At 44.6% G+C, this 20,885-nt stretch carries 19 protein-coding genes, 1 tRNA gene and 1 other RNA gene; 9 read left to right on the top strand and 12 right to left on the bottom strand.

Annotation, left to right across the window (positions count from 1 at the left end):
* Positions 1-122 precede the first annotated feature (122 nt).
* Positions 123-2,099 (bottom strand): peptide ABC transporter substrate-binding protein, encoded by a 1,977-nt coding sequence (locus I2E70_RS05665; protein WP_070505340.1) that lies wholly within the window; start codon positions 2,097-2,099, stop codon positions 123-125.
* Between the two features lie 165 nt (positions 2,100-2,264).
* On the opposite strand from I2E70_RS05665, the gene I2E70_RS05660 reads away from it, so the two are divergent.
* Complete coding sequence (locus tag I2E70_RS05660; protein ID WP_195423880.1) at positions 2,265-3,587, top strand: DUF1958 domain-containing protein; 1,323 nt, start codon at positions 2,265-2,267, stop codon at positions 3,585-3,587.
* Positions 3,588-3,645: 58 nt separating this feature from the next.
* Here I2E70_RS05660 and I2E70_RS05655 read toward each other — a convergent pair whose 3' ends face one another.
* Both I2E70_RS05655 and I2E70_RS05650 read right to left on the bottom strand, forming a co-directional pair.
* On the bottom strand, positions 3,646-4,737 hold the full coding sequence (locus tag I2E70_RS05655) for a glycerol dehydrogenase (protein ID WP_195423878.1): 1,092 nt from the start codon (positions 4,735-4,737) through the stop codon (positions 3,646-3,648).
* Positions 4,738-5,146: 409 nt separating this feature from the next.
* Positions 5,147-7,042, bottom strand: coding sequence for a M13 family metallopeptidase (locus tag I2E70_RS05650; RefSeq protein WP_195423876.1), 1,896 nt, complete (start codon positions 7,040-7,042; stop codon positions 5,147-5,149).
* A gap of 192 nt (positions 7,043-7,234) precedes the next feature.
* Here I2E70_RS05650 and I2E70_RS05645 point away from each other — a divergent pair, with 192 nt between their 5' ends.
* From I2E70_RS05645 to tpx, 4 genes are all read left to right on the top strand, one after another.
* Positions 7,235-7,957, top strand: a complete 723-nt coding sequence (locus I2E70_RS05645) for a metal ABC transporter ATP-binding protein (protein ID WP_023919584.1) — start codon at positions 7,235-7,237, stop codon at positions 7,955-7,957.
* Positions 7,954-8,796: a metal ABC transporter permease gene (locus I2E70_RS05640; protein ID WP_003004302.1), complete on the top strand. Its 843-nt coding sequence runs from the start codon at positions 7,954-7,956 to the stop codon at positions 8,794-8,796. The genes I2E70_RS05645 and I2E70_RS05640 overlap by 4 nt, the downstream gene beginning before the upstream one ends.
* An 11-nt stretch (positions 8,797-8,807) precedes the next feature.
* The gene (gene fimA / locus I2E70_RS05635) at positions 8,808-9,737 is read left to right on the top strand and encodes a metal ABC transporter substrate-binding lipoprotein/fibrin-binding adhesin FimA (RefSeq protein WP_023919586.1); all 930 of its coding nucleotides are present in this window, start codon (positions 8,808-8,810) and stop codon (positions 9,735-9,737) included.
* A 78-nt stretch (positions 9,738-9,815) separates the two neighbouring features.
* The gene (gene tpx / locus I2E70_RS05630) at positions 9,816-10,310 is read left to right on the top strand and encodes a thiol peroxidase (protein ID WP_195423874.1); all 495 of its coding nucleotides are present in this window, start codon (positions 9,816-9,818) and stop codon (positions 10,308-10,310) included.
* A gap of 34 nt (positions 10,311-10,344) precedes the next feature.
* Here tpx and I2E70_RS05625 read toward each other — a convergent pair whose 3' ends face one another.
* Positions 10,345-11,370: a DUF3114 domain-containing protein gene (locus tag I2E70_RS05625; protein WP_021154332.1), complete on the bottom strand. Its 1,026-nt coding sequence runs from the start codon at positions 11,368-11,370 to the stop codon at positions 10,345-10,347.
* A 124-nt stretch (positions 11,371-11,494) separates the two neighbouring features.
* On the opposite strand from I2E70_RS05625, the gene I2E70_RS05620 reads away from it, so the two are divergent.
* Complete coding sequence (locus I2E70_RS05620) at positions 11,495-12,148, top strand: metal-dependent transcriptional regulator (RefSeq protein ID WP_195423872.1); 654 nt, start codon at positions 11,495-11,497, stop codon at positions 12,146-12,148.
* A gap of 21 nt (positions 12,149-12,169) precedes the next feature.
* Here the strand turns inward: I2E70_RS05620 and dtd are convergent, their stop codons facing one another.
* The 8 genes from dtd to I2E70_RS05580 all read right to left on the bottom strand — a co-directional run bounded on the left by dtd (position 12,170) and on the right by I2E70_RS05580 (position 19,040).
* On the bottom strand, positions 12,170-12,613 hold the full coding sequence (dtd, locus tag I2E70_RS05615) for a D-aminoacyl-tRNA deacylase (protein ID WP_049486459.1): 444 nt from the start codon (positions 12,611-12,613) through the stop codon (positions 12,170-12,172).
* A gap of 179 nt (positions 12,614-12,792) precedes the next feature.
* A complete protein-coding gene (locus I2E70_RS05610; RefSeq protein WP_003013723.1) occupies positions 12,793-15,012 on the bottom strand; it encodes a RelA/SpoT family protein in 2,220 nt (739 codons plus the stop codon).
* A gap of 174 nt (positions 15,013-15,186) precedes the next feature.
* Positions 15,187-15,930 (bottom strand): 16S rRNA (uracil(1498)-N(3))-methyltransferase, encoded by a 744-nt coding sequence (locus I2E70_RS05605; protein WP_070594747.1) that lies wholly within the window; start codon positions 15,928-15,930, stop codon positions 15,187-15,189.
* A gap of 1 nt (position 15,931) precedes the next feature.
* Positions 15,932-16,882, bottom strand: a complete 951-nt coding sequence (prmA, locus tag I2E70_RS05600; protein ID WP_155125092.1) for a 50S ribosomal protein L11 methyltransferase — start codon at positions 16,880-16,882, stop codon at positions 15,932-15,934.
* A 137-nt stretch (positions 16,883-17,019) separates the two neighbouring features.
* Positions 17,020-17,493: a GNAT family N-acetyltransferase gene (locus tag I2E70_RS05595; RefSeq protein ID WP_031574866.1), complete on the bottom strand. Its 474-nt coding sequence runs from the start codon at positions 17,491-17,493 to the stop codon at positions 17,020-17,022.
* The gene (locus I2E70_RS05590) at positions 17,490-17,924 is read right to left on the bottom strand and encodes an NUDIX hydrolase (RefSeq protein ID WP_031574864.1); all 435 of its coding nucleotides are present in this window, start codon (positions 17,922-17,924) and stop codon (positions 17,490-17,492) included. Before I2E70_RS05590 ends, I2E70_RS05595 begins: the two co-directional genes overlap by 4 nt.
* Before the next feature lie 49 nt (positions 17,925-17,973).
* Complete coding sequence (locus tag I2E70_RS05585) at positions 17,974-18,516, bottom strand: hypothetical protein (RefSeq protein WP_031574862.1); 543 nt, start codon at positions 18,514-18,516, stop codon at positions 17,974-17,976.
* Positions 18,517-18,569: 53 nt separating this feature from the next.
* Positions 18,570-19,040 carry a DUF3013 family protein gene (locus I2E70_RS05580; protein WP_003014200.1) on the bottom strand — a complete coding sequence of 157 codons (471 nt, stop codon included), beginning with the start codon at positions 19,038-19,040 and terminating at the stop codon, positions 18,570-18,572.
* A 114-nt stretch (positions 19,041-19,154) separates the two neighbouring features.
* On the opposite strand from I2E70_RS05580, the gene I2E70_RS05575 reads away from it, so the two are divergent.
* The 3 genes from I2E70_RS05575 to I2E70_RS05565 all read left to right on the top strand — a co-directional run bounded on the left by I2E70_RS05575 (position 19,155) and on the right by I2E70_RS05565 (position 20,763).
* Complete coding sequence (locus I2E70_RS05575; protein WP_031574853.1) at positions 19,155-20,426, top strand: replication-associated recombination protein A; 1,272 nt, start codon at positions 19,155-19,157, stop codon at positions 20,424-20,426.
* A 66-nt stretch (positions 20,427-20,492) separates the two neighbouring features.
* Positions 20,493-20,685: non-coding RNA, 6S RNA (ssrS, locus tag I2E70_RS05570), on the top strand.
* 5 nt (positions 20,686-20,690) lie between these two features.
* Positions 20,691-20,763: transfer RNA gene (locus tag I2E70_RS05565), tRNA-Lys, on the top strand.
* The last annotated feature ends 122 nt before the right edge of the window (positions 20,764-20,885 follow it).

Below are 20,885 nucleotides of genomic sequence, written 5' to 3'. Positions count from 1 at the left end.
GCGTCTCTCCAATTTTCGTGATGCTCCTATTATACCATTTTTAGGCGATTTTTAAAGGTTCAGACAAAGAAAAAGACAGGTCCCATACGGGACCTGTCTCTCCTGTTTTCTTCAAGAAAAGTCTATTTCACATGCTTTTCAAGTTCTTCTTGCGCTTTTTTATTGGATTTTTCTTTTTCTTTCTTCCATTGATCACGCGCTTTGTCGTAGTCTTTAGCCGATACGACCTTGTCTTGAACTTCCAAATATTTATAGTTGAAGGATTGACCCTTGTGGCCTGTCCAAGCAAAGGCTGCGGAGTATGGTACAGTCTTACGAACACCTGGAGAAGCTCCATCTGAATGGATCGGAATCAAGAGTGCACTATCGGTCAACCAAGCTTGAGCGGCAGCATATTTTTCGTAACGCTTGTTCACATCTTTGGTTTCATTGTGCGCATCTTCGATCAATTGATCATATTCATCAAAACCAGCTGCTTTTGCGGCCGCATTATCCGTACCAGCATCGAATCCAAAGTAGGCATTGGCATTTTCGCCAGATTTACCACTAGTGATATCAATGTAAGAAGATGGGTCCGTATAGTCTGGTCCCCAACCCAAGTTATTGTTCAAATCCCAGTCTTGTTGCGATGCATTTTCAGCAAAGTAGGTAACCCGTTGCAGGTCATCATCTGAGATCATTTTCAGATCAATAACAATATTTTCTGCTCCTAAAGTTGACTCGATCGACTGTTTGAAGGATTGGGCTTGTTTGATTCCTTCTGTATAAGTTGAAGAAGTTGGAAGGTCCAAATGAATTGGGAATTCAACTCCTTGAGCCTGCAAATCTGCCTTAGCTTTGGCAAACTCTTCTTTGGCCTTGGTTGGGTTGTAGAGGGTATCTTTTCCATCTGCGACAGAGACCCCTTTCCATTCATCCCCATAAGCTTCCAAGTCTTTTTCTACTGCATCCCCAAATTGTTGGCCATTGATTTGGACAAAGTTTGGTGGCGTAAAGGTATTACGGATGACCTTATTGGCAGCAGCTTCCCCGTTCGCCTGAGCTACATATGCCTTACGGTTGAAGGCAAACATAATGGCTTGACGGAAGTCTTTATTTAAAATTGCTTTCTTAGTTGAAGTCTTTTGAGCATCTGTGGTCTTGGCTGTAATTTCATAAGACTGACGGTCAATGTTGAAGGAAAGGTTGTAGGTTGAGGAACCTTGGTCACTAAAGACGATATCGTCTTTGTGCTTCTTCTCTACACTCTTATAGTTAGAGCCACTTGGGAAGACACGGGCAACCGTATAGTCGCCTTTATCAAATCCACGGATCAAGGATTCTGAATCTTGTCCATCATAATAGGTCAACTTGACTTTACTGATCTTGACATTATCCGCATCCCAATATGTTGGGTTCTTTTCCAAGGTCGCAGAAGATTTAGAAGTGATGGACTTGATCAAATAAGGACCGCAGTAGAGGATACTAGATGGAGAAGTCCCTTGACCATAGTCATCTCCTTTAGATTTCAGGAATTCTTCGTTAACCGGCATCAAGATCCCCATCGTAGTCTTAGAATTCCAGAAACTTTCCGGTTGGCTCAAGGTATATTGAACGGTATAATCATCAATAGCCTTTACTCCAACAGTTGAGAAATCAGATGTCTTCCCTGAAACATAATCATCCAAGCCTTTGACAGATTTTTGGACCAAGTAAATCGCTTGTGATTTCTTGTCTGCCGCGTGTTTGAGGCCTGTGACAAAGTCTTGGGCTTTGACTTCTCCATATTCTTCCCCTTCAGAAGTCATCCATTTGACCCCTTTACGGAGTTTATAAGTATAGGTCAAGCCATCCTTGGAAACAGTCCAGTCTTTAGCAAGCGATGGGATCAAGTTCCCGTACTTGTCCACTTCCAACAAGCCATCTATCGCATTTCCTGTAAACTCGGAAGTCGATTTTTTATTGGAAATCGAGTAGTCTAAGGTATCCGGATCCTGGGTATAGACATAGCTAAATGTCTGACCACCAGAGCTACTAGATTTCCCTCCTGAGCAGGCTGCCAGTACACCAGCTGATAAAAGCAGAGCGCTGGTAGCTAAGAGTACCTTCCCTTTGTTCATATAAATCACCTCATTGTAAAAAATGTTATACTCAATTTAAATTATAGCACTTTCTAGGGAAATGTAAACGCTTTTACTGCGAAATTATTCTATTTTTCCTTTATTTTTTCAATTTCTACTTTTTCTAAAATTTTTTCAAGTTGAATCCCTGGCCTGTATGATATAATGGAATCTATGAATTATGTGAGACATTTACACAAACGACTAAAACACAGCCTCTTGTCCCTCCTTGTAGGAGTCTTGACATTTGGCACTATTTCCACTGCTTTTGCGGACGACATCTACCAGCAAGAAGATGTCATGAAAATCGCAGCTGATGCTGGACTGGTATTGGATGATTTTTACAAGCCTAAGGCTGACATCGTCATCGACGCCAATACTGGAGCTATATTGTACGGAGACAATATCGACACGGTCCGGGACTCAGGAAGCATGGCCAAACTCATGAGTGCCTATGTAGTCTTTCGGGCCCTCAAAGAAGGCAAGATCAAATATGATACCGTGGTTACAGCAACAGAGGCAGACCAAGCCATCTCGGAAAACAATCTGTTAAGTAACTCACCTATTGTAGCTGGTGTGGACTACAAAGTATCTGAATTGATCAAGATGCTCTTTGTTCCATCTTCCAGTGCGGCCGTGATTATGCTGGCCAACGCCGTTACTGACAATGATCCCGATAAGTTTTTGGACTTAATGAATCAGTACGCACAAGAAATGGGGATGAGCCATACCAAATGGCACAATCCAAATGGGGCGATGATTTCGGTCCTTCAGGGCTACTACAATCCTCAGCGCTACGACGTCAATGCCAATAACGAAATCACAGCGCGGGACATGTCTATTCTGGCTTATCACATCGTAAACGACCTGCCAGAAATGTTGGAATACACCAAGCAAGCTCACACTACGATCATGGAAGGAACCCCTTACGAGCAAAGCTACGATAATTACAACACTTCCCTCGAAGGTGGAAAATTCGCCCTTAAAGGAACAGATGGACTCAAAACTGGATCCGGCCCGACTGCTGACTACAACTACACCGCGACAACCAAGCGGGGTAAACAGCGGATTATCGAAGTGATTTTGGGGGTTGGGAACTACGATGTCGAGATCGCCGAAAGCTACCGCAATCAAATCGGGAATACCTTGGCTGAGAAAATGTTCGCAGACTACCAGTATAAAAAAATCCTCTCTGCAGGCGATCATACCATCGACGGGAAGACCATTCAACTGAAGCAAGACTTCTATGCGACCGTTAAGAAGGGGACGAAGCCAGCGCTAAAACTAGAAAATAACCGCCTAGTCGTCCAGAACGGCTTGCAACAGGTATCTCCAAGCATTAAACCGGGAGTGGCCGTCAGTGAGTCTAAAGCAACGACCTCTAGCAGTAAAAGCAAGGGACTCGATGTTATGTGGCTCTTCTGCTTCTTGCCTGCCGGAATTTTATACCTGATCTTTAAACAAACCGATCCAAAAAGAAGAAAATAGGAAAAGAACTCCCATTACCATAAGGTATGGGAGTTCTTGGTTTGTCGACAAAGCCATCTTAGGCCAAACCTTGAACGTAGGCATCTACTGCTACGATGGCTTGGGCAATATCAGAAGCCTTCACTTCAAATGGCATTTGATGGATGGTTTCTCCTTCGATGGTGGCCTGTTGGCCAACCTTGAGAAGATCTTCATAACTTGCAGTTTCAAGATGCATTTCTTTCAGAGTGGTTGGCATACCGATTTGTTGATAGAAACGAATGTATTTATTCAATTCTTCCTTAGGACGGTTTTCTAAGAACAATTGAACTAACGTTCCGTAGGCTACTTTTTCACCGTGAGTCAAATGGTGGATGTCCCCAGTAAGGGCTGTAAAGCCATTATGGATGGCATGGGCAGCTGCTAACCCACCACTTTCAAACCCAATCCCACTAAGAAGGGTATTGGCTTCAATGATGTTTTCAAGAGCAGGGGTTACGACTTTGGCTTCACAAGCAGCCATGGCTTGGAGTCCATCAGCAAATAAGGTTTCTTCACAACGTTGTGCAATGGCGACACCCGCTAAGGTTTGTCGTTGACCCATCATGGTTTTTCCATTGGCTTGCATTACCGCACGCGCTTCGACCCAAGTCGCTAATCCATCTGCGATTCCAGAAGCGAGCAAACGTTTTGGTGCTTGAGAGATGACTTTGCTATCCACCAAGACCAATTCTGGGTTTTTAGAATAGAAAATATAGCGAGCAAAGGCACCTTCATCCGTGTAGATAACTGACAAAGCGGAAACGGGAGCATCTGTAGAGGCAATGGTCGGAGCAATCACAACTGGTGATTTTAAAAGATCGGCAATAGCTTTCGCACTATCGATGGTCTTTCCTCCACCAAGTCCAATGACCAAATCACAGCCATTTTCTTCTGCCAAACTAACCACACGATTGATTTCGTTGTCAGAAGCTTCTCCATTAAAGAAGACTGGCAAAACCGTAAGCCCATTTTGACCAAGGTATTCTTCAAAACGTTTCCCTACGATATCATAAACCACTGAATCACATAGTAAAACAGGGTGAGTCCCTAATTCTGAAATAGATTGCGCATTTTCAAACAAGGCATTTTCCCCTTGAATGTAACGTGACGGACTTGCAAAATTTCTCATAGTCTGCTCCTTTAAAATTTATTTAGTTCACACCCATAGTAGCATTTATTTCTATGAAATTCAAAGAATTATACAAGGCTCCAATCAATTAAATTTATCTGTTCACGCGGTCATTGGAAGCGTTTCATTTTTATTTGATGAATCTTATTATCAAAAATCCCCAAAGCTAGTTTCAGTAGGTTGAAACTTAACTTTGGGGATTTTTATTTTTTTCACGAGCAATCAAGAAAATCAATCAATCGCCTAACTGAAGTCGAGACTACTTCCTTTGGAAAAAAGATAAATCACTATCGCGAAATTGAACTCGCCCTAAAAGCGTCGAGAAAAAGAGAGATTGACTGGTGGGCCTGGCCCACATGGTCAATCTCCTATTTTCTTCTCGCTTTTTTTACGGGCTTAGTATCTTAGACTACCAAATGATCACGCGGTCTTCTGGTGCGCGCCACATGCCATCTCCTTCTTTGACATCAAAGGTTTCAAAGAATTCGTCAAAGTTTGGCAATTGGACATTGGTGCGGAGTTTTCCTGGTGCGTGGACATCGACACTTGCGAGGAGTTGCATGTACTCTGTCCGAGCTTTCATGCGCCAGATGCGAGCAAAGTTGGTGAAGAATTCTTCTGCTGAGAAGTCTGCTTCTTTCTTCGCTGCTTCAAGGGCTGCAGCGATACCACCGAGGTCTGCCACGTTTTCAGAAACGGTCAATTTCCCATTAATCTTGGCACCGTAAGAGTCTTGCCCTTCAAACTGATCGATGACTTTTTGCGTGCGAGCGGTAAAGGCTTCGTAATCTTCTGGCTTCCACCAGTCTTTCAAGCTACCGTGCTCATCAAAGGAAGCACCATTGGTGTCAAAGGCGTGGGAGATTTCATGGGCAATGACTGCACCGATTCCGCCGTAGTTGGCTGATGATGATTGGTGAAGGTCATAGAAAGGTGCTTGTAAAATCGCTGCTGGGAAGACGATTTGGTTCTGTTGCGGATCATAGTAAGCATTGACCAGATGGGCTGGCATGTGCCATTCGCTTCGATCAACCGGTTGGTTCCACTTGCTCCAAGTATGGGCAATGGAAATTTCGTAAAGGGCTTGAGCATTTTCAACCAAGGTCTTGCTTTCGTCGATGATCTTTTTGGCGTATGTTTCTGGTAATTTTTCAGGGTAACCGATATGTGGTGTGATGACATTGAGTTTGACAATAGCTTTTTCACGAGTTTCAGGAGCGAGCCAGCCTGCTTTTTCCAGACGATCCTTGTAGACCTCAATCATGGTCGCTACTTTATGCTCTACGTCTGCTTTTGCTTCTGGTGAGAATTTTTCACCTGCATACCAGAGTCCAAGCGCTTGGCTATATGGTACTTCTGCTAATGACAAGGCCGCCTTTTCTTTTGGACGAGCTTCTGGAATACCCGAAATGGTCCGTCCATATTCACCAGCCAAGACACGAATTTCTTCGGTTAAGAATAAAGTCCAATCTACGGCTGCACTGAGTTTCAATCTTGCATGAATAGTTTCCCAGTTGGCTGCTGAATAGAATGTTGGTGCGAATTCCTTCCAGAAACGCTCTTCTGGAACGATGATTTTATCTGGTGTTTGTCCGATCACTTCTGTAAAGAAAGTATCGAGTGGCAATTCTGGAACCAAGGCCTTGAAATCTGCCCACTTATAAGGATGGTAGAGTTTATTGTACTCGGATCTTTCTTCATTTGATAAGACATACTTAGCCAATTCTGCATCAGCCGCAATGACCTTATCTAGGATATCTTTGATTTCTTCCTCTGAGAAATCGAATTTTGCCAAGAGTTTTTCAACCATTTGACGCCAAACAGCTAATAACTCTGGTCCTTTTTCATTGTCTTCTTCATAGTAGGTTGTATCAGGCAAAATCAAACCGAGTGCTTCTCCCCACAAGACATTCATTTGGGCATTCATAAAGTCTGGTGACACGCTAAATGGCAAGAGATTTGGTTTGCCAGCTAGCTCATAGGTGCCCAACTTGCTGGTATAGTCTTCAAAGGAAGATAAGGCCTTGATTTCGTTGATCAAGGGCATAGCTGGAGCCACACCAGCTGCTTCCCGTGCATCAAAATCTGCCACCATTTTGTGGTATTTGACAAAGTTTTGCAGAATGCTATCTTCAGGCAATTCTTCTCCTCTTTGCCATTTTCCGGTAATATCCAACATCAAGTTTTCGATATCTTGGATCAAGTCCATAAAACCACCGGTTGACGGTTTGTCATCTGGAATCACAGCTGTCTCAGCCCATGCCCCATTGACGTAATCATAAAAATCATCTTGTAAACGTACCATGATCTTCTCGCTTTCATTCTTTTGTAATAACCTTATCAAAAATAGGAACTTTTTTCAATGATTTCAAGAGATTTAAGTTGAATTATTTTAAAAATTAACTTGACTTAACTTTTTATTCGTGTATAATTATTTCAAAAATTAACTTGACTTAATTTTTTTATTCATGTATATTAATGGTAAAGGAGCAAAATCATGATTCAAATTGAACATCTCAGTGTTGCTTACCAGCAAACACTGGCCTTGGAGGATCTTTCCCTCACCATCCAGGGTCCAACCATCCTAGGCATTCTTGGCCCCAATGGGGCTGGAAAATCAACCCTAATCAAGGCCATGCTAGGACTTCTCCCTCATGCGGGAAAGGTCCAGCTCGATCAAAAAGATCTCAGCCAAGTTCTTCAACGGGTGGCCTACGTCGAACAGAAATCCGCTATTGATTTCCACTTTCCCATCACGGTGAGAGAGTGCATCTCACTGGGTCTTTATCCCCACCTTTCTATCTTCAAGAGAAAAAGCAAAGAAGATCTCCAAAAAGTGGAAAATGCCTTGAAACTTGTCAATCTTCTTGATCTAGCGGATCGCCAGATCGGCCAGCTTTCAGGAGGGCAATTCCAACGGGTGCTGATCGCCCGCTGCTTGGTCCAAGAAGCGGATGTCATTTTTTTGGATGAGCCCTTCGCAGGGATTGACTCTGTCAGCGAAGACATCATCATGCAGACCCTCCAGACCTTGAAACAAGAAGGCAAGACCATTCTGATCGTCCATCACGACCTCAGCAAGGTCCCAGCTTATTTCGACCAGGTCCTCCTCCTTCATCGTAAACTGATTGCATTTGGGAAAACAGAGGAAACCTTTACCAAAGAAAATCTGCATGCAGCCTATGGGCATGAACTCTTTATAGGAGGTGGCGTCGGATGATTACAGAATTTATCGATGGATTACAGCAATTCCACTTCTTACAGAATGCCCTGATCACAGCCATCGCCATCGGGATTGTCGCTGGAGCCGTTGGATGCTTCATTATTTTAAGAGGCATGTCTCTCATGGGAGACGCTATCTCACACGCAGTTCTTCCTGGTGTGGCTCTCTCCTTTATCCTGGGCATCAATTTCTTTATTGGCGCTATTGTCTTTGGCCTCCTGGCGTCCGTCCTTATCACCTATATCAAGAGCAACTCCATCATCAAGAGCGACACTGCAATTGGGATTACCTTTTCTTCTTTCCTCGCCTTAGGAGTCATCCTGATTGGAGTCGCTAAAAGTTCCACCGACCTTTTCCACATCCTCTTTGGGAATATCTTGGCCGTCCAAGACCGGGATATGTGGATAACCATCGGTGTTGGTGCTGCGGTCTTGCTGGTGATTGTCCTACTCTTTCGACCCTTACTGCTCACATCTTTTGATCCTGTTCTGGCTCAATCCATGGGCGTCCGGGTCAAGGTCTATCACTACCTCCTTATGGTGCTCTTGACCTTGGTTTCTGTCACTGCTATGCAGAGTGTCGGAACCATTCTCATCGTCGCCATGCTCATTACACCCGCTGCGACGGCCTATCTCTATACCAATAGTCTCTGGTCCATGATGCTCCTTTCATCCGGATTAGGTGCTCTTGCATCCATCCTGGGACTCTTTATTGGCTATAGCTTAAACATCGCCGTCGGGTCTTGTATTGTCCTCACTTCTGCTGTCTTCTTTCTCATCAGCTTCTTTATCGCTCCTAAGCAGAGAAAGAATAAGCACGCTCTTTCATCTCATTAAAGGAGAAACACATGAAAAAAACCGCTTCTATCCTCGCCCTCTTTGTGGCGCTCTTATTTGGTCTGTTGGCCTGTAGCAAAGGCTCTTCTTCTGGAGCTTCTGGTAAATTGAAAGTGGTCACCACCAATTCAATCCTTGCAGATATAACTAAAAATATTGCTGAGGATAAGATCGATCTGCACAGTATCGTTCCTGTCGGCAAAGATCCTCACGAGTACGAACCGCTTCCAGAAGATGTCAAAAAGACTTCGCAAGCAGACCTCATCTTCTACAACGGGATCAACCTCGAAACCGGTGGCAATGCTTGGTTTACTAAATTGGTCAAAAATGCCAATAAAGTTGAAAACAAAGACTATTTCGCAGCTAGCGACGGAGTCGACGTCATCTACTTGGAAGGCCAAAACCAAGCTGGAAAAGAAGACCCTCACGCTTGGCTCAATCTCGAAAACGGGATCCTCTACGCTAAAAACATTGCCAAACAATTGATCGCAAAAGATCCCAAAAATAAGGACTTCTACGAAAAAAATCTAGCAGCCTATACTGAAAAACTTAGTAAGCTCGACCAAGAAGCCAAACAAAAATTCAACAATATCCCAGAAGAGAAGAAGATGATTGTAACCAGTGAAGGCTGCTTCAAGTACTTCTCCAAAGCCTACGGCGTCCCATCTGCCTATATCTGGGAAATCAATACGGAAGAAGAAGGGACACCTGACCAAATCAAAACGCTGGTAGAAAAGCTCCGGCAAACCAAAGTACCGGCCCTCTTTGTCGAATCCAGTGTCGATGAGCGTCCTATGAAAACTGTGTCTAAGGATACCAATATCCCGATCTATGCAAAGATCTTCACTGACTCGATTGCCAAAGAAGGAGAAAAGGGCGATAGCTACTACAGCATGATGAAGTGGAACTTAGACAAGATCGCAGAAGGATTGAGTCAGTAGACCATTCAGATTTCTAAACAAATCAGTGGTCCCTCCACCGGTATTGCGGTACAATAAAAACAAAAAAGGAGTCTTTTTATGGCAACATTTTTAGGAAACCCTGTGACCTTTACCGGATCTCAACTTCAAGTTGGCGATACTGCTCACGATTTTTCACTGATCACTCCAGCTCTTGAGAAGAAATCTTTAGCTGATTTTGCTGGCAAGAAAAAAGTCCTCAGCATTATCCCATCCATCGACACAGGTATCTGTTCGATGCAAACACGTCACTTCAATCAAACCTTATCGGATATGGAAGACACTGTCGTCTTGACGGTCTCTGTCGACCTTCCTTTTGCTCAAGGTAAATGGTGCGCTGCTGAAGGGCTCGACAATGCCATCATGCTCTCAGACTACTACGACCATTCCTTCGGGAAAGCATACGGCCTCTTGATCAATGAATGGCACCTACTCGCACGCGCTGTCTTGGTCTTAGATGCGGATAACAAGGTTACTTACGTTGAATACCTAGACAATATCAACAGCGAACCAAATTACGACGCTGCAATCGAAGCCGTCAATGCGCTTGGATAAATGAAAAAAGAGGTCTGCGACCTCTTTTCCATTGCTATAAAATCCGATGAAGTCCATTCTGTAGGAGGACGCGCCAGCGTAAGCGAGGGATGCCTCTGAGGAAACTCCGCACGCGCTGTGCCACTTGTTGCTTGTAGCTCTTGCCTCCTTGTGCAAAGACTCCTTTTCGACTCCAGTAGCCTTCGACACTGCGATCATTTTTAGGGGCTAGATAGCGAACACCTTGACGATAAAGGACCTGCTTCCGAAAGGCTGGATCCCAAGCTTTGACGGGGTCAATATCTAAGTCCTTATGGATCCGTCCCCTAGCCAGCCCGTAGTTAAAACTAGCCCCATTGACAATGCCATTTTCATAAACTTCTACTGGATCGACTTCATTGAGAAAATGCCCGGCTTGATCGAGAATATACTCCGTATGGAAATTTAACAAGACCTTGAAATTGACTTGTTGGGAGGCCCCTGATGGATAATGAAGGTGACCATCTGGCCCTAGGGAGACCTTATTGTGAAGGCGGGCAGCCGCATAAGCATCCACCGTGACCGCTCTAGCCTTTTGTATGTAAGCTTGTAAGGCCTCCTCGTCAGTCTGTCCAGCTCTGGCCTCATGCGTCCGAATCCACTGGGCTTGGTAACTTGAAAGTAGGTAGCGCAACTGGTGAACCTGGCGTTTCAAGAGCTGATCTCCTGACTGATCTGCTAAGGGATCCTTTTCAAAGGCCACCTGCACGACGCGTGAAAAAGCCTTCCAAAAGTCGGAACCTGGCGGACAATCTGGAGACATCCTACTCAGAAGAAAGGCTGTTTCTTCACAAGTTCCGGACAGGTCACTTGGCATAAGAAGAATTTTCATGACTCCCCTCAGCAAGTCTTGGGCAGCCGTTTCCGTTAGATCTTTGATCTCTTGAAACCACATATTTTGAAACAGAGGACTGGCAAAGAAAAAGACAGACTGGTATTGTTCTTGGTAGGCTTGTACATCTTTGTATTCCTGCAAGTATTTCTCTAAATAGGCTAAACTATTCTCCCTCCACCCTAGTCTCGCCAAGTCCTGTCTGTTCATAATGCCGTCCTTTCTATGCTACTATACTACCATCTTTTGGAGCTTGAGACAATTCTCATTACTCCACTAGCGTTTTTGAGGATTTTTTTGATATACTAGAAGTGAGCGAAGAAAAGAGGAAAGCATGACACCAAACAAAGAAGATTACCTCAAGTGCATTTACGAAATTGGCACAGAAGTAGAAAAAATCAGTAATAAAGAAATTGCCAGTCGCATGCAGGTCTCTCCACCCGCTGTGACCGAGATGATTAAGCGCATGATCTCTGAGGGTCTCTTGGTGAAAGACAAGACCCATGGGTATTTGCTAACAGATCTAGGCTCGCAATTGGTCTCTGATCTCTACCGCAAGCACCGCTTAATCGAAGTATTCCTTCTGAAGAACCTTGACTATACCACCGAGGAAGTCCACGAAGAGGCAGAAGTCCTCGAACATACCGTTTCTGAACATTTCATTGACCAGCTGGATCACATGCTTGGAACTCCTAAGACCTGCCCTCACGGTGGGACAATTCCAAAGAAAGGCGAAAGACTTGTCGAAGCCTACCAAGACCGTCTCAGCGAAGCGACCCAACCTGGTCTGTATATTCTGCAAAGGGTCCATGACACCTATGAATTGTTAAAATTCTTAGACCAGATCCATCTCCAGATTGGGGATACTATCGCATTTCAACGATATGATGACTACACAGGCCTCTATCACTTAGTCATCCATGGACAAGAAATTTCTATCAACCAAGTGATCGCCCAACAACTCTATATTGAAAAACATGCAGTCTAATCCGACTGCATGTTTTCTTACTTATGGATTTTTTGTATCTAACAAAATCGTCACTGGACCATCATTGATCAATTCAATCGCCATATCGGCCCCAAAGATCCCTCGTTTGACAGGGACTTCTTTTTCTAATTGATCATTAAAGGCATCATATAACTGACTGGCCATATCTGGCTTGGCAGCCCCTGTAAAAGCAGGACGGTTGCCTTTTTTGGTATCCGCAAAGAGGGTAAATTGAGAGATCGATAAGATTTCCCCTTGGATATCTTTGACCGAAAGATTCATCTTATCTTCCTCATCTGAGAAAATCCGCATCTGCGATACCTTGCGGACCGCATAATCCAAATCCTTCTGGTCATCCTCAGGCCCCACTCCCACTAGGAGCAACAAGCCTTGCTGGATCGCATTGTAGACTTGACCATCAATGGAAACTGAGGCACTCTTAACCCGTTGAATCACTAATTTCATTTTATTATCCTATTTTATAAATCTATCGAGCATTCACTGCTAACCTTCAAAGAACATCAACTTCAGACAAGGCAGTGCGATACAGGCAGACTAGCTGAAAAGCAACGGCTGTTCAGTTGCTTTTAGAGCAAGGCAGCAAGGCGAGCTAACGAAGCTATAAAAGATAACTGAGTAGCCGATTAGCCGTTGGTACGCTTAACAGAGTATACCTCCGGCACACTCTTAATCTTATCCACAACCGTTGTCAACATAGACAGGTTTGGAATTCCAAAGGAAATGTGGATATTGGCAAATTTCATGTCTTTGGTTGGTTGGGCATTGACGGTTGAGACCATCTTAGCTGTATTGGAGAGGACTTGTAGTACATCGTTCAGAAGTCCGGCACGGTTGAGTCCGTAAATATCGATGTGAGCGATGTAGTCCTTGGTCGTGTTGTTATCTTCCCATTCCACATCAATCAAACGTTGCTCGTAGTTGTCTTGAGCTCGGAGATTCATACAGTCCTGACGGTGAATCGCAACACCGCGTCCTTTGGTGATGTAGCCAACGATTTCATCGCCTGGAACTGGGTTACAGCACTTAGCAATCCGAATCAAGAGCCCAGAAGCGCCTTGGATGACCACGCCACCTTCGTGACGGACCTTCAAGGTGTCTTTTTTATTTTCAACCTTGACCTCGCCACCTTTGACTAGCTCTTCTGCTTCTGCGCGTGCCTTAGCCCGTTCTTCTTCCCGGCGTTCATCCTCCGTCAAGCGGTTAAAGATGGTAATAGCCCCAATCTCTCCAAAACCAATCGCCGCAAACAAGGCTTCTTCTGTCTTGTAACTTGATTTTTGTAGCACTTTGTCCATGTGCTTTTTGTCCATGAACTTATTGGCTACCAAGTCATGCTCGTGGAATTGGGCCATCAAGAGGTCACGGCCACGGTTAATAGACAATTCCTTGTCTTGATTTTTAAAGAATTGACGGATCTTGTTGCGCGCCTTGCTAGTTTTAACAAGGGTCAACCAGTCACGACTCGGACCAAAGGAATTGGCATTGGTGATAATCTCCACCTGATCTCCCGTCCGAAGTTTGGTATTGAGGGGCACCATCCGGCCATTGACCTTAGCACCAATCGCTTTTTCCCCAACTTTGGTGTGGATTTCATAGGCAAAATCGATCGGTCCGGAATCTTTGGGAAGCGAGCGCACAGTTCCATCTGGAGTGAAGACGTAAATCTCTTCTGCCAGGATGTCTTCTTTTACATTTTCCACGAATTCCTTGGCATCGCCTGACTGGTCTTGGAGTTCCATCATCTCCTTGATCCAGTTCATCCCAATAGCAGATTCCTTACTGTTGACTTGACCTTTGATGCCTTTTTTGTAAGCCCAGTGAGCCGCAACCCCGTATTCGGCAACCTCGTGCATCTCCTTGGTTCGGATCTGGAATTCAATCGGTCCTTTAGGGCCATATACAGTCGTATGGATGGACTGGTAGCCATTGGCCTTCCGGTTGGCAATATAGTCCTTAAAACGCCCCGGCATTGGCTTCCAGAGCTCATGGATGTATCCCAGCATGGCATAGACATCGCTTGGAGTATCCAGGATACAGCGAATGGCAATCAAGTCGTAAATTTCATCAAAGCGTTTCTTTTTATCCTGCATCTTGCGATAGATCGAATAGATATGCTTTGGTCGACCATAAATTTTCCCATGCAGATGGCGTTCCCCAGCATAGGTCTCAATCTTGTGGACAACCTCTTCGACCAACTCTTCTCGCTCGCGACGTTTTTCCTTCATCATATGCGAAATCTTGTAGAATTCAACTTCATTCAGATAACGGAAGGACAAATCCTCAAGCTCCCACTTGACGCTGGAAATCCCGAGACGGTGGGCTAGCGGTGCATAGATCTCCATGGTCTCACGCGAAATGCGTTCTTGCTTATCCTTGCGCAAATGCTTGAGGGTACGCATATTATGCAAGCGGTCTGCCAATTTGACCAAAATGACACGGATATCTTGAGACATGGCCATGAGCATCTTGCGATGGTTTTCCGCCAACTGCTCTTCATGGGACTTGTACTTGACCTTCCCGAGCTTGGTCACCCCATCGACAATCACGCGCACATCATGACCAAATTCGCGCTCTAAATCATCTAAAGTCGCATCCGTATCTTCTACGACATCATGCAAAAAGCCGCAGGCGACTGTCACAGCATCCAGTTTCAGCTTGGCAAGGATTCCTGCCACTTGAATTGGGTGGATGATATAAGGCTCGCCAGACTGACGGAATTGCCCATTATGGCAATCAACCGCATAGACCAAAGCCTTTTGCACAAAAGCAACATCTTCAGGTGATAAATATTTTTTTGTAAGGGCAACGACTTGGTCCCCTGTTAAATTCTCTTCTTTCGGCATGTATTTTCTCCAGTTTCTTGGATACTATTTTAACACTTTTAGAAGCAGATGGGAACCAATGAAGCTACTTTAATATACGGATACTTCTCGAAGATCATTCTGGGATCCACCTTGCTTTTCATCATTCGTAAAAGTTTTTTGTAAAAAAATTAACGAAGCGATTCCTTCACTTCGTTAGTTCATTAATTCTGTAACAACACTCACTGCGCTAAGAGCGTAGAGTGGGGCTGTTTCTGCTCGCAGGATGCGAGGTCCAAGTCCTGCTAACACTGCTCCTTTAGCTGTAAAGCTTTCAATTTCTGCAGGGGAGAGGCCTCCCTCTGGCCCAAAGATAAAGAGCAATTTGCTTCCAGCTTCCAATCCGGTCAGAGACTGAAGTAAAGCTGCTGCCTCTCCTTCTTTAGCCGACTCTTCATAAGCCACCACGATCCGATCAAACTGTTCTAACTGATCCAAAAAGTCTGCCTTTTTCTCAAAAAGGGTAATGCTTGGGACCAAATTCCGCTTGCTTTGCTCGGCTGCTCCAAGGGCGATTTTTTCTAGTTTTTCGACCTTTTTACCCAATTTTTTGCCATCCCATTTGGCAACGGACCAGTCTGCAGGAAAGGCCCAGATTTGGCTAGCACCGAGTTCCGTTACTTTTTGAGTGATGAACTCAAGCTTGTCTCCCTTGGGAAAGCCTGATGCAATGGTCACTTGGACTGGCAGTTCCACATTATCAGCTAATTCTTCGATTAGCTCCAATTGACGGGCTTCCACATTGACCACGCGCGCCAAGCGCTTGATCCCATCATCAAAGACTAGAGTAACTTCGTCCCCTTCTTTTAAGCGCATGACCTGAAACATGTGCTTGCTGGTTTCCTTGTCCTCTATGGTGACAGGTGAGCTAGCCAAGCCTTTTACAAAATACTGCTGCATGCTAGCCTCCAATCACACCGGAGACATCCTTGGTCTTCTTGAAGACGCAGGCATTCCATTCCCCTTGGATCATGTGGGTTTCAAGGAAAAATCCAGCTGACTCAGCCGACTCACGCACCATGTCCCACTTGTCCTTGATAATGCCACTCATGATGAGATAACCTTCGTCCTTGACCAAGCGATAAGCATCATCTGTCAGATGAATCAGAATGTCCGCCAAGATGTTGGCCACGATGACATCTGCCTCAATCTCCACACCTTTCAGCAAATCGCCTGGGGCAACATGGATATTTTCCATACCCGGATTGAGCTCAATATTTTCCTGAGCGACACGAACCGCTACATCATCCAAGTCATAGGCAAAGATTTCCTTGGCACCAAGAAGGGAGCTAGCAATGGAGAGGACACCTGAACCAGTTCCCACATCTAGCACCGTTTCGCCACCGCGAAGAACCTGCTCCAAGGCAAAGAGACTCATCTTGGTTGTTGGGTGAGTTCCAGTTCCAAATGCCATACCAGGATCCAACTTGATAATCTTTTCTCCCGCTGTCGACTCATAGTCTGTCCAAGATGGCACGATGGTCAAGTCATGAGTGATACGAGCTGGCTCATAGTATTTCTTCCAGTTGTCGGCCCAGTCTTCCTCAGCCAAGGCAGTCGTGCCAATATTAATCTCTCCTAAGTCCATAAAGTCGGTCAATTCTGAGAGACGAGCCTGCAAATTCGCTTCCACCACTGCTACATCAACCGTTTCCGGGTAGTAGGCCGTCACCACGATTTCTTCCTGTTGCTCGACTTCTGGGAAAATCTCACCGAAGCGGTCCACATTCCCCACATAGTCCATGCTGTCTTCGATTGCTACCCCTTGGGCACCTAACTCAATCAAGAGATTAGAGACCAGCTCCTCCCCCTCACGCTTCACTGTAACTTTTAACTCTTGCCATGTTTCCATCATTAAGATACCAAGCCCGTAAAACACAAAGCCAAAATTGGAAATTCTCTGAAGACGCTTGTGTCTAAGAGAAGTTTATATTTTTGGCACAGTGTTTAGGGCAGGTTCAGTTTAGAAATTTAACCGAACCATCCTTTCTATTTGTCAATCAATTTTTTCATGTAGACCATATCCATACCTTCTTTTTCAGGCTCGATATGAGTTTGACGGTAGCCATTTTTCTCGTAGAAGGCAACCATTCTCGCATCCTGTAATACCGTACACAAATCCCATTGTGTGATGGTTGACAATTCCTCTTCTAGCAATCTCAGTCCCTCAGAACCATACCCTTTTCCCTGATACGGAGGCAAAATCGCTGCGGTCCCTAACCAAGCTTCCGTTAACTCTTCATTGGTCTGAACTCGTAAAAATCCGATGTTTTCTTCATCTTTTTTTACAAAGTAGTAATAGCTATTGGGACGCTCTGCCAGTTTCCATTTGATTCGTTCACGGTCCTCGAGATAAGGGTCATATTCATCATGGTATTTTTCATAAACAGCCTTAAAGCTAGCTCTCTGAATTGCAATAATAGTTTCTAAATCCTCTGCTCCCGCTCGAACAAGTGTTATCATAAACCTTCCTCCAAATAATCCCTCAATCTCCCCTGTAGCTGAGGCACTGCCTGTTTAGACTTCAAAAATTCCTCAATAGGCATCAGTTTATAGGCCTGTCCTTCATTCCCAAAGGTAATATTGTCAAATTGTTCTTGTCTTAGCTGACCAACCATAAAGACCGATTGCTTGTCTTTAAAGATTACGCTAGGATAAATCTTGCTCCAAAGCAGACAGTCTTCATCTAAATGAATTCCCAATTCCTCATAAACTTCACGCGCTGCGCACTCGAAAGGGCTTTCGTTTCCTTCACGACCACCACCTGGCAACTCCCACATGTTGGGACAAGGGATATCGTCCTTGTCATCACGTAAGATAGTCAAGACCTTATCCCCACAAATCAAGGCAATCTTGCAACCTTGGAAATCCATTCTGCTATCCAATAATTCCATGATATTTACTCTTTTCTATGATAACAATTACTCTCTAGGAAAATACGAGCTAGCTTTCTTCGATTACTTTTTGGCACTCTGCATCCCAGTATGCTTGCCATCTGCCATGTTTTTTAGCAAAATAAACCGTAAACTCATCATTTACATAATCTGCAACATAGCGAAGATTAGGCGGGTTTTCCTCAAAACTTAATATCCAAGGATGGAAGTAAAAGGTTTTCTCCCACCTCTTCTGAGTATAGCCTAGATCCTTAGCATACTGAGGGATGGGTTGTTGCAACTCGCTTTCCAAATGGGACTGAATGGCATTGTCAAAACTATTCAAACGAGCTAATAGTTGCTTAAACTGATCTTCCTCCTCAATTTTGAAATCACCTATGAACTCAAATTCTGCAAAGTCTATAGAAAATTCAAATAATGTGATTTTACCATCCTCAACATAGTGCCCATCTTCATCAACACAACAACGAGTTCCTGACTTCAATACTCGCTCAAAATCTAAATTCGCAAAGCGATTGCGGGGCAGAATGCAAACTGATTGCTCAGATTTATCTGACCTTCTCCTGAAAAACTGTTTGACTTTTTCTAGCATAGTTTTCCCCTTCTCCTTGAATCCAGTATTCAAAAAAACACTTAGAATCTTTTCTAATATCTCGGATAGGGATAAAAGGTGCTTTCTTCTAGGCCAACTTTGCCTTCTTCAAAAACTTCTTGGTTCCAGACGATCTCAAAGCTCTCTGCTTCTTCGTCTGCCAAGAAATCCATGAGCTCATCCAAGGCCAGCTCGGCTGTATCTCGAAGGAAAGTCGCAAAATAGGCTAGAAACTCACGAGACAAGCCTTTTTTAGGCTCATAAGGAATCGCTGTTAAATAGGCATCTTCTTCCACATGAGACTTGGCTGGATTGTAGAAGATAACAGCTTCTTCAAAGAAGATATCCTCATCAGATTCTTCGCCAGCTTCATCAACCAGTGCAACCCCTCCCGTATTCTGTGCTTCCAAGAGAAAAGCCACTTCTACCGCATGGTTTTTCTTATCCCAATTGATCTCAAAATCAAAAGGAAAAACCTTGTCCATCTCCTCTTCTAAAACATCCAAAAATCCGTATTTAGACATAGCGTCCTCTTTCTAATTTCCCACTCTTAGAGCGGAATATGATACAATAGTTACTACAATCTTACCATAAAAAACGCCTCTTTGAAAGGAGACAAAGCTAGAAAGGAGAAGGAAATGCCCGACAATCTCGCACTCCGTATGCGACCACGGACGATCGATCAAGTCATCGGTCAACAGCACCTGGTTGGAGAAGGCAAAATCATTCGTCGCATGGTCGAAGCCAATCGTCTGTCTTCTATGATTCTCTATGGACCTCCAGGGATCGGAAAGACCAGTATTGCTTCTGCCATCGCAGGAACAACCAAGTATGCCTTTCGTACCTTTAATGCAACGGTTGACAGTAAAAAACGCCTCCAAGAAATCGCAGAGGAGGCCAAATTTTCTGGTGGCTTGGTCCTGCTCTTGGACGAAATCCATCGCCTCGATAAAACCAAGCAAGATTTTCTCTTGCCTTTGCTCGAAAACGGTCTAGTCATCATGATCGGTGCAACGACTGAAAATCCCTTTTTCTCTGTCACACCCGCTATTCGTAGCCGCGTACAAATCTTTGAGTTGGAACCGTTGACGACGGAGGAGGTCAAGCAAGCTCTGAAAACGGCGCTAGATGATCCCGAGCGTGGCTTTGATTTTCCAGTCGTGCTCGATGAGAACGCTTTGGATTTCATCGCTACCTCAACCAATGGAGATCTTCGTTCCGCCTTTAATTCTCTCGATCTGGCGGTGCTGTCGACCTCTGAAAATGCAGAAGGCATCCGCCATATTACGCTAGAGATCATGGAAAACAGCCTCCAGCGCAGCTACATCACCATGGACAAAGATGGAGACGGCCACTACGATGTGCTCTCTGCCCTGCAAAAATCTATCCGTGGTTCGGATGTCGATGCTAGTCTCCACTACGCCGCTCGTTTGATCGAAGCCGGAGATCTACCCAGCCTAGCACGTCGTTTGACTGTCATCGCTTATGAAGATATCGGTCTGGCCAATCCAGATGCGCAGATTCATACGGTGACGGCGTTGCAAGCAGCTGAGCGCATCGGCTTTCCTGAGGCTCGCATTCTCATCGCCAATATCGTCATCGATCTAGCCCTTTCGCCGAAATCCAACTCAGCCTACGTCGCCATGGACAAGGCGCTGGCTGATCTTAGAAGTTCTGGCAACCTTCCTATTCCTCGCCACCTCCGCGATGGTCATTATGCTGGAAGCAAGGAACTGGGAAATGCGCAAAACTATAAATATCCCCATAACTACCCTGGCAACTGGGTCAATCAGGACTACCTGCCAGACAAACTCAAACACGCCTCCTACTTTATTCCTAATGAAAATGGCAAGTACGAGCGTGCTCTCGGAGCCACCAAGGAGAAGATTGATCAATTTAAGAAAAAGTGACATCGGTTTCAAAAAATTGAGATTTTTCCTTGAAATATTTTCAAAATGTGGTATCATATACATATAGAAACGCTGTGGTGTACGACTTCACACTTAAGTGTTGACCGACTATTTTTTGTATTATTAGGGAAACAAAAGACTTCTGGCAGTATGCAGGCCGTTTCACGCGGAAGCAGCTAAGTCAGAGCGAGTTGCCCACCTGCTTAATTGCGCGGGTTCAATACAAATCGTGAAGTATCGGCACCAATACAGCTTTTTATATTTGCCTCCTTAGCTCAGTTGGTAGAGCAGTAGACTCTTAATCTATGGGTCACAGGTTCGAGCCCTGTAGGGGGCATCTACATACAACAGGAAAAAGCCTTGATAACCAAGGCTTTTTTGTTTGTCTATAACTGATTTGCCCCATCATTTGCCCCACATTTTTTTATGAGCAATCTTTCCAGACATCTCTGATTACGA

The sequence above is a fragment of the Streptococcus parasanguinis genome, assembly GCF_015556095.1.
In the GTDB taxonomy this organism is placed as follows: Bacteria; Bacillota; Bacilli; order Lactobacillales; family Streptococcaceae; genus Streptococcus; species Streptococcus parasanguinis_Q.
This window is presented reverse-complemented; position numbering and strand designations above follow the sequence as displayed.

Bases quoted from the DNA above. Each gene is read 5' to 3' on its own strand.
- I2E70_RS05665 (WP_070505340.1), bottom strand. From the start codon at position 2,099: ATGAACAAAGGGAAGGTACTCTTAGCTACCAGCGCTCTGCTTTTATCA.
- I2E70_RS05660 (WP_195423880.1), top strand. From the start codon at position 2,265: ATGGAATCTATGAATTATGTGAGACATTTACACAAACGACTAAAACAC.
- I2E70_RS05655 (WP_195423878.1), bottom strand. From the start codon at position 4,737: ATGAGAAATTTTGCAAGTCCGTCACGTTACATTCAAGGGGAAAATGCC.
- I2E70_RS05650 (WP_195423876.1), bottom strand. From the start codon at position 7,042: ATGGTACGTTTACAAGATGATTTTTATGATTACGTCAATGGGGCATGG.
- I2E70_RS05645 (WP_023919584.1), top strand. From the start codon at position 7,235: ATGATTCAAATTGAACATCTCAGTGTTGCTTACCAGCAAACACTGGCC.
- I2E70_RS05640 (WP_003004302.1), top strand. From the start codon at position 7,954: ATGATTACAGAATTTATCGATGGATTACAGCAATTCCACTTCTTACAG.
- fimA (WP_023919586.1), top strand. From the start codon at position 8,808: ATGAAAAAAACCGCTTCTATCCTCGCCCTCTTTGTGGCGCTCTTATTT.
- tpx (WP_195423874.1), top strand. From the start codon at position 9,816: ATGGCAACATTTTTAGGAAACCCTGTGACCTTTACCGGATCTCAACTT.
- I2E70_RS05625 (WP_021154332.1), bottom strand. From the start codon at position 11,370: ATGAACAGACAGGACTTGGCGAGACTAGGGTGGAGGGAGAATAGTTTA.
- I2E70_RS05620 (WP_195423872.1), top strand. From the start codon at position 11,495: ATGACACCAAACAAAGAAGATTACCTCAAGTGCATTTACGAAATTGGC.
- dtd (WP_049486459.1), bottom strand. From the start codon at position 12,613: ATGAAATTAGTGATTCAACGGGTTAAGAGTGCCTCAGTTTCCATTGAT.
- I2E70_RS05610 (WP_003013723.1), bottom strand. From the start codon at position 15,012: ATGCCGAAAGAAGAGAATTTAACAGGGGACCAAGTCGTTGCCCTTACA.
- I2E70_RS05605 (WP_070594747.1), bottom strand. From the start codon at position 15,930: ATGCAGCAGTATTTTGTAAAAGGCTTGGCTAGCTCACCTGTCACCATA.
- prmA (WP_155125092.1), bottom strand. From the start codon at position 16,882: ATGGAAACATGGCAAGAGTTAAAAGTTACAGTGAAGCGTGAGGGGGAG.
- I2E70_RS05595 (WP_031574866.1), bottom strand. From the start codon at position 17,493: ATGATAACACTTGTTCGAGCGGGAGCAGAGGATTTAGAAACTATTATT.
- I2E70_RS05590 (WP_031574864.1), bottom strand. From the start codon at position 17,924: ATGGAATTATTGGATAGCAGAATGGATTTCCAAGGTTGCAAGATTGCC.
- I2E70_RS05585 (WP_031574862.1), bottom strand. From the start codon at position 18,516: ATGCTAGAAAAAGTCAAACAGTTTTTCAGGAGAAGGTCAGATAAATCT.
- I2E70_RS05580 (WP_003014200.1), bottom strand. From the start codon at position 19,040: ATGTCTAAATACGGATTTTTGGATGTTTTAGAAGAGGAGATGGACAAG.
- I2E70_RS05575 (WP_031574853.1), top strand. From the start codon at position 19,155: ATGCCCGACAATCTCGCACTCCGTATGCGACCACGGACGATCGATCAA.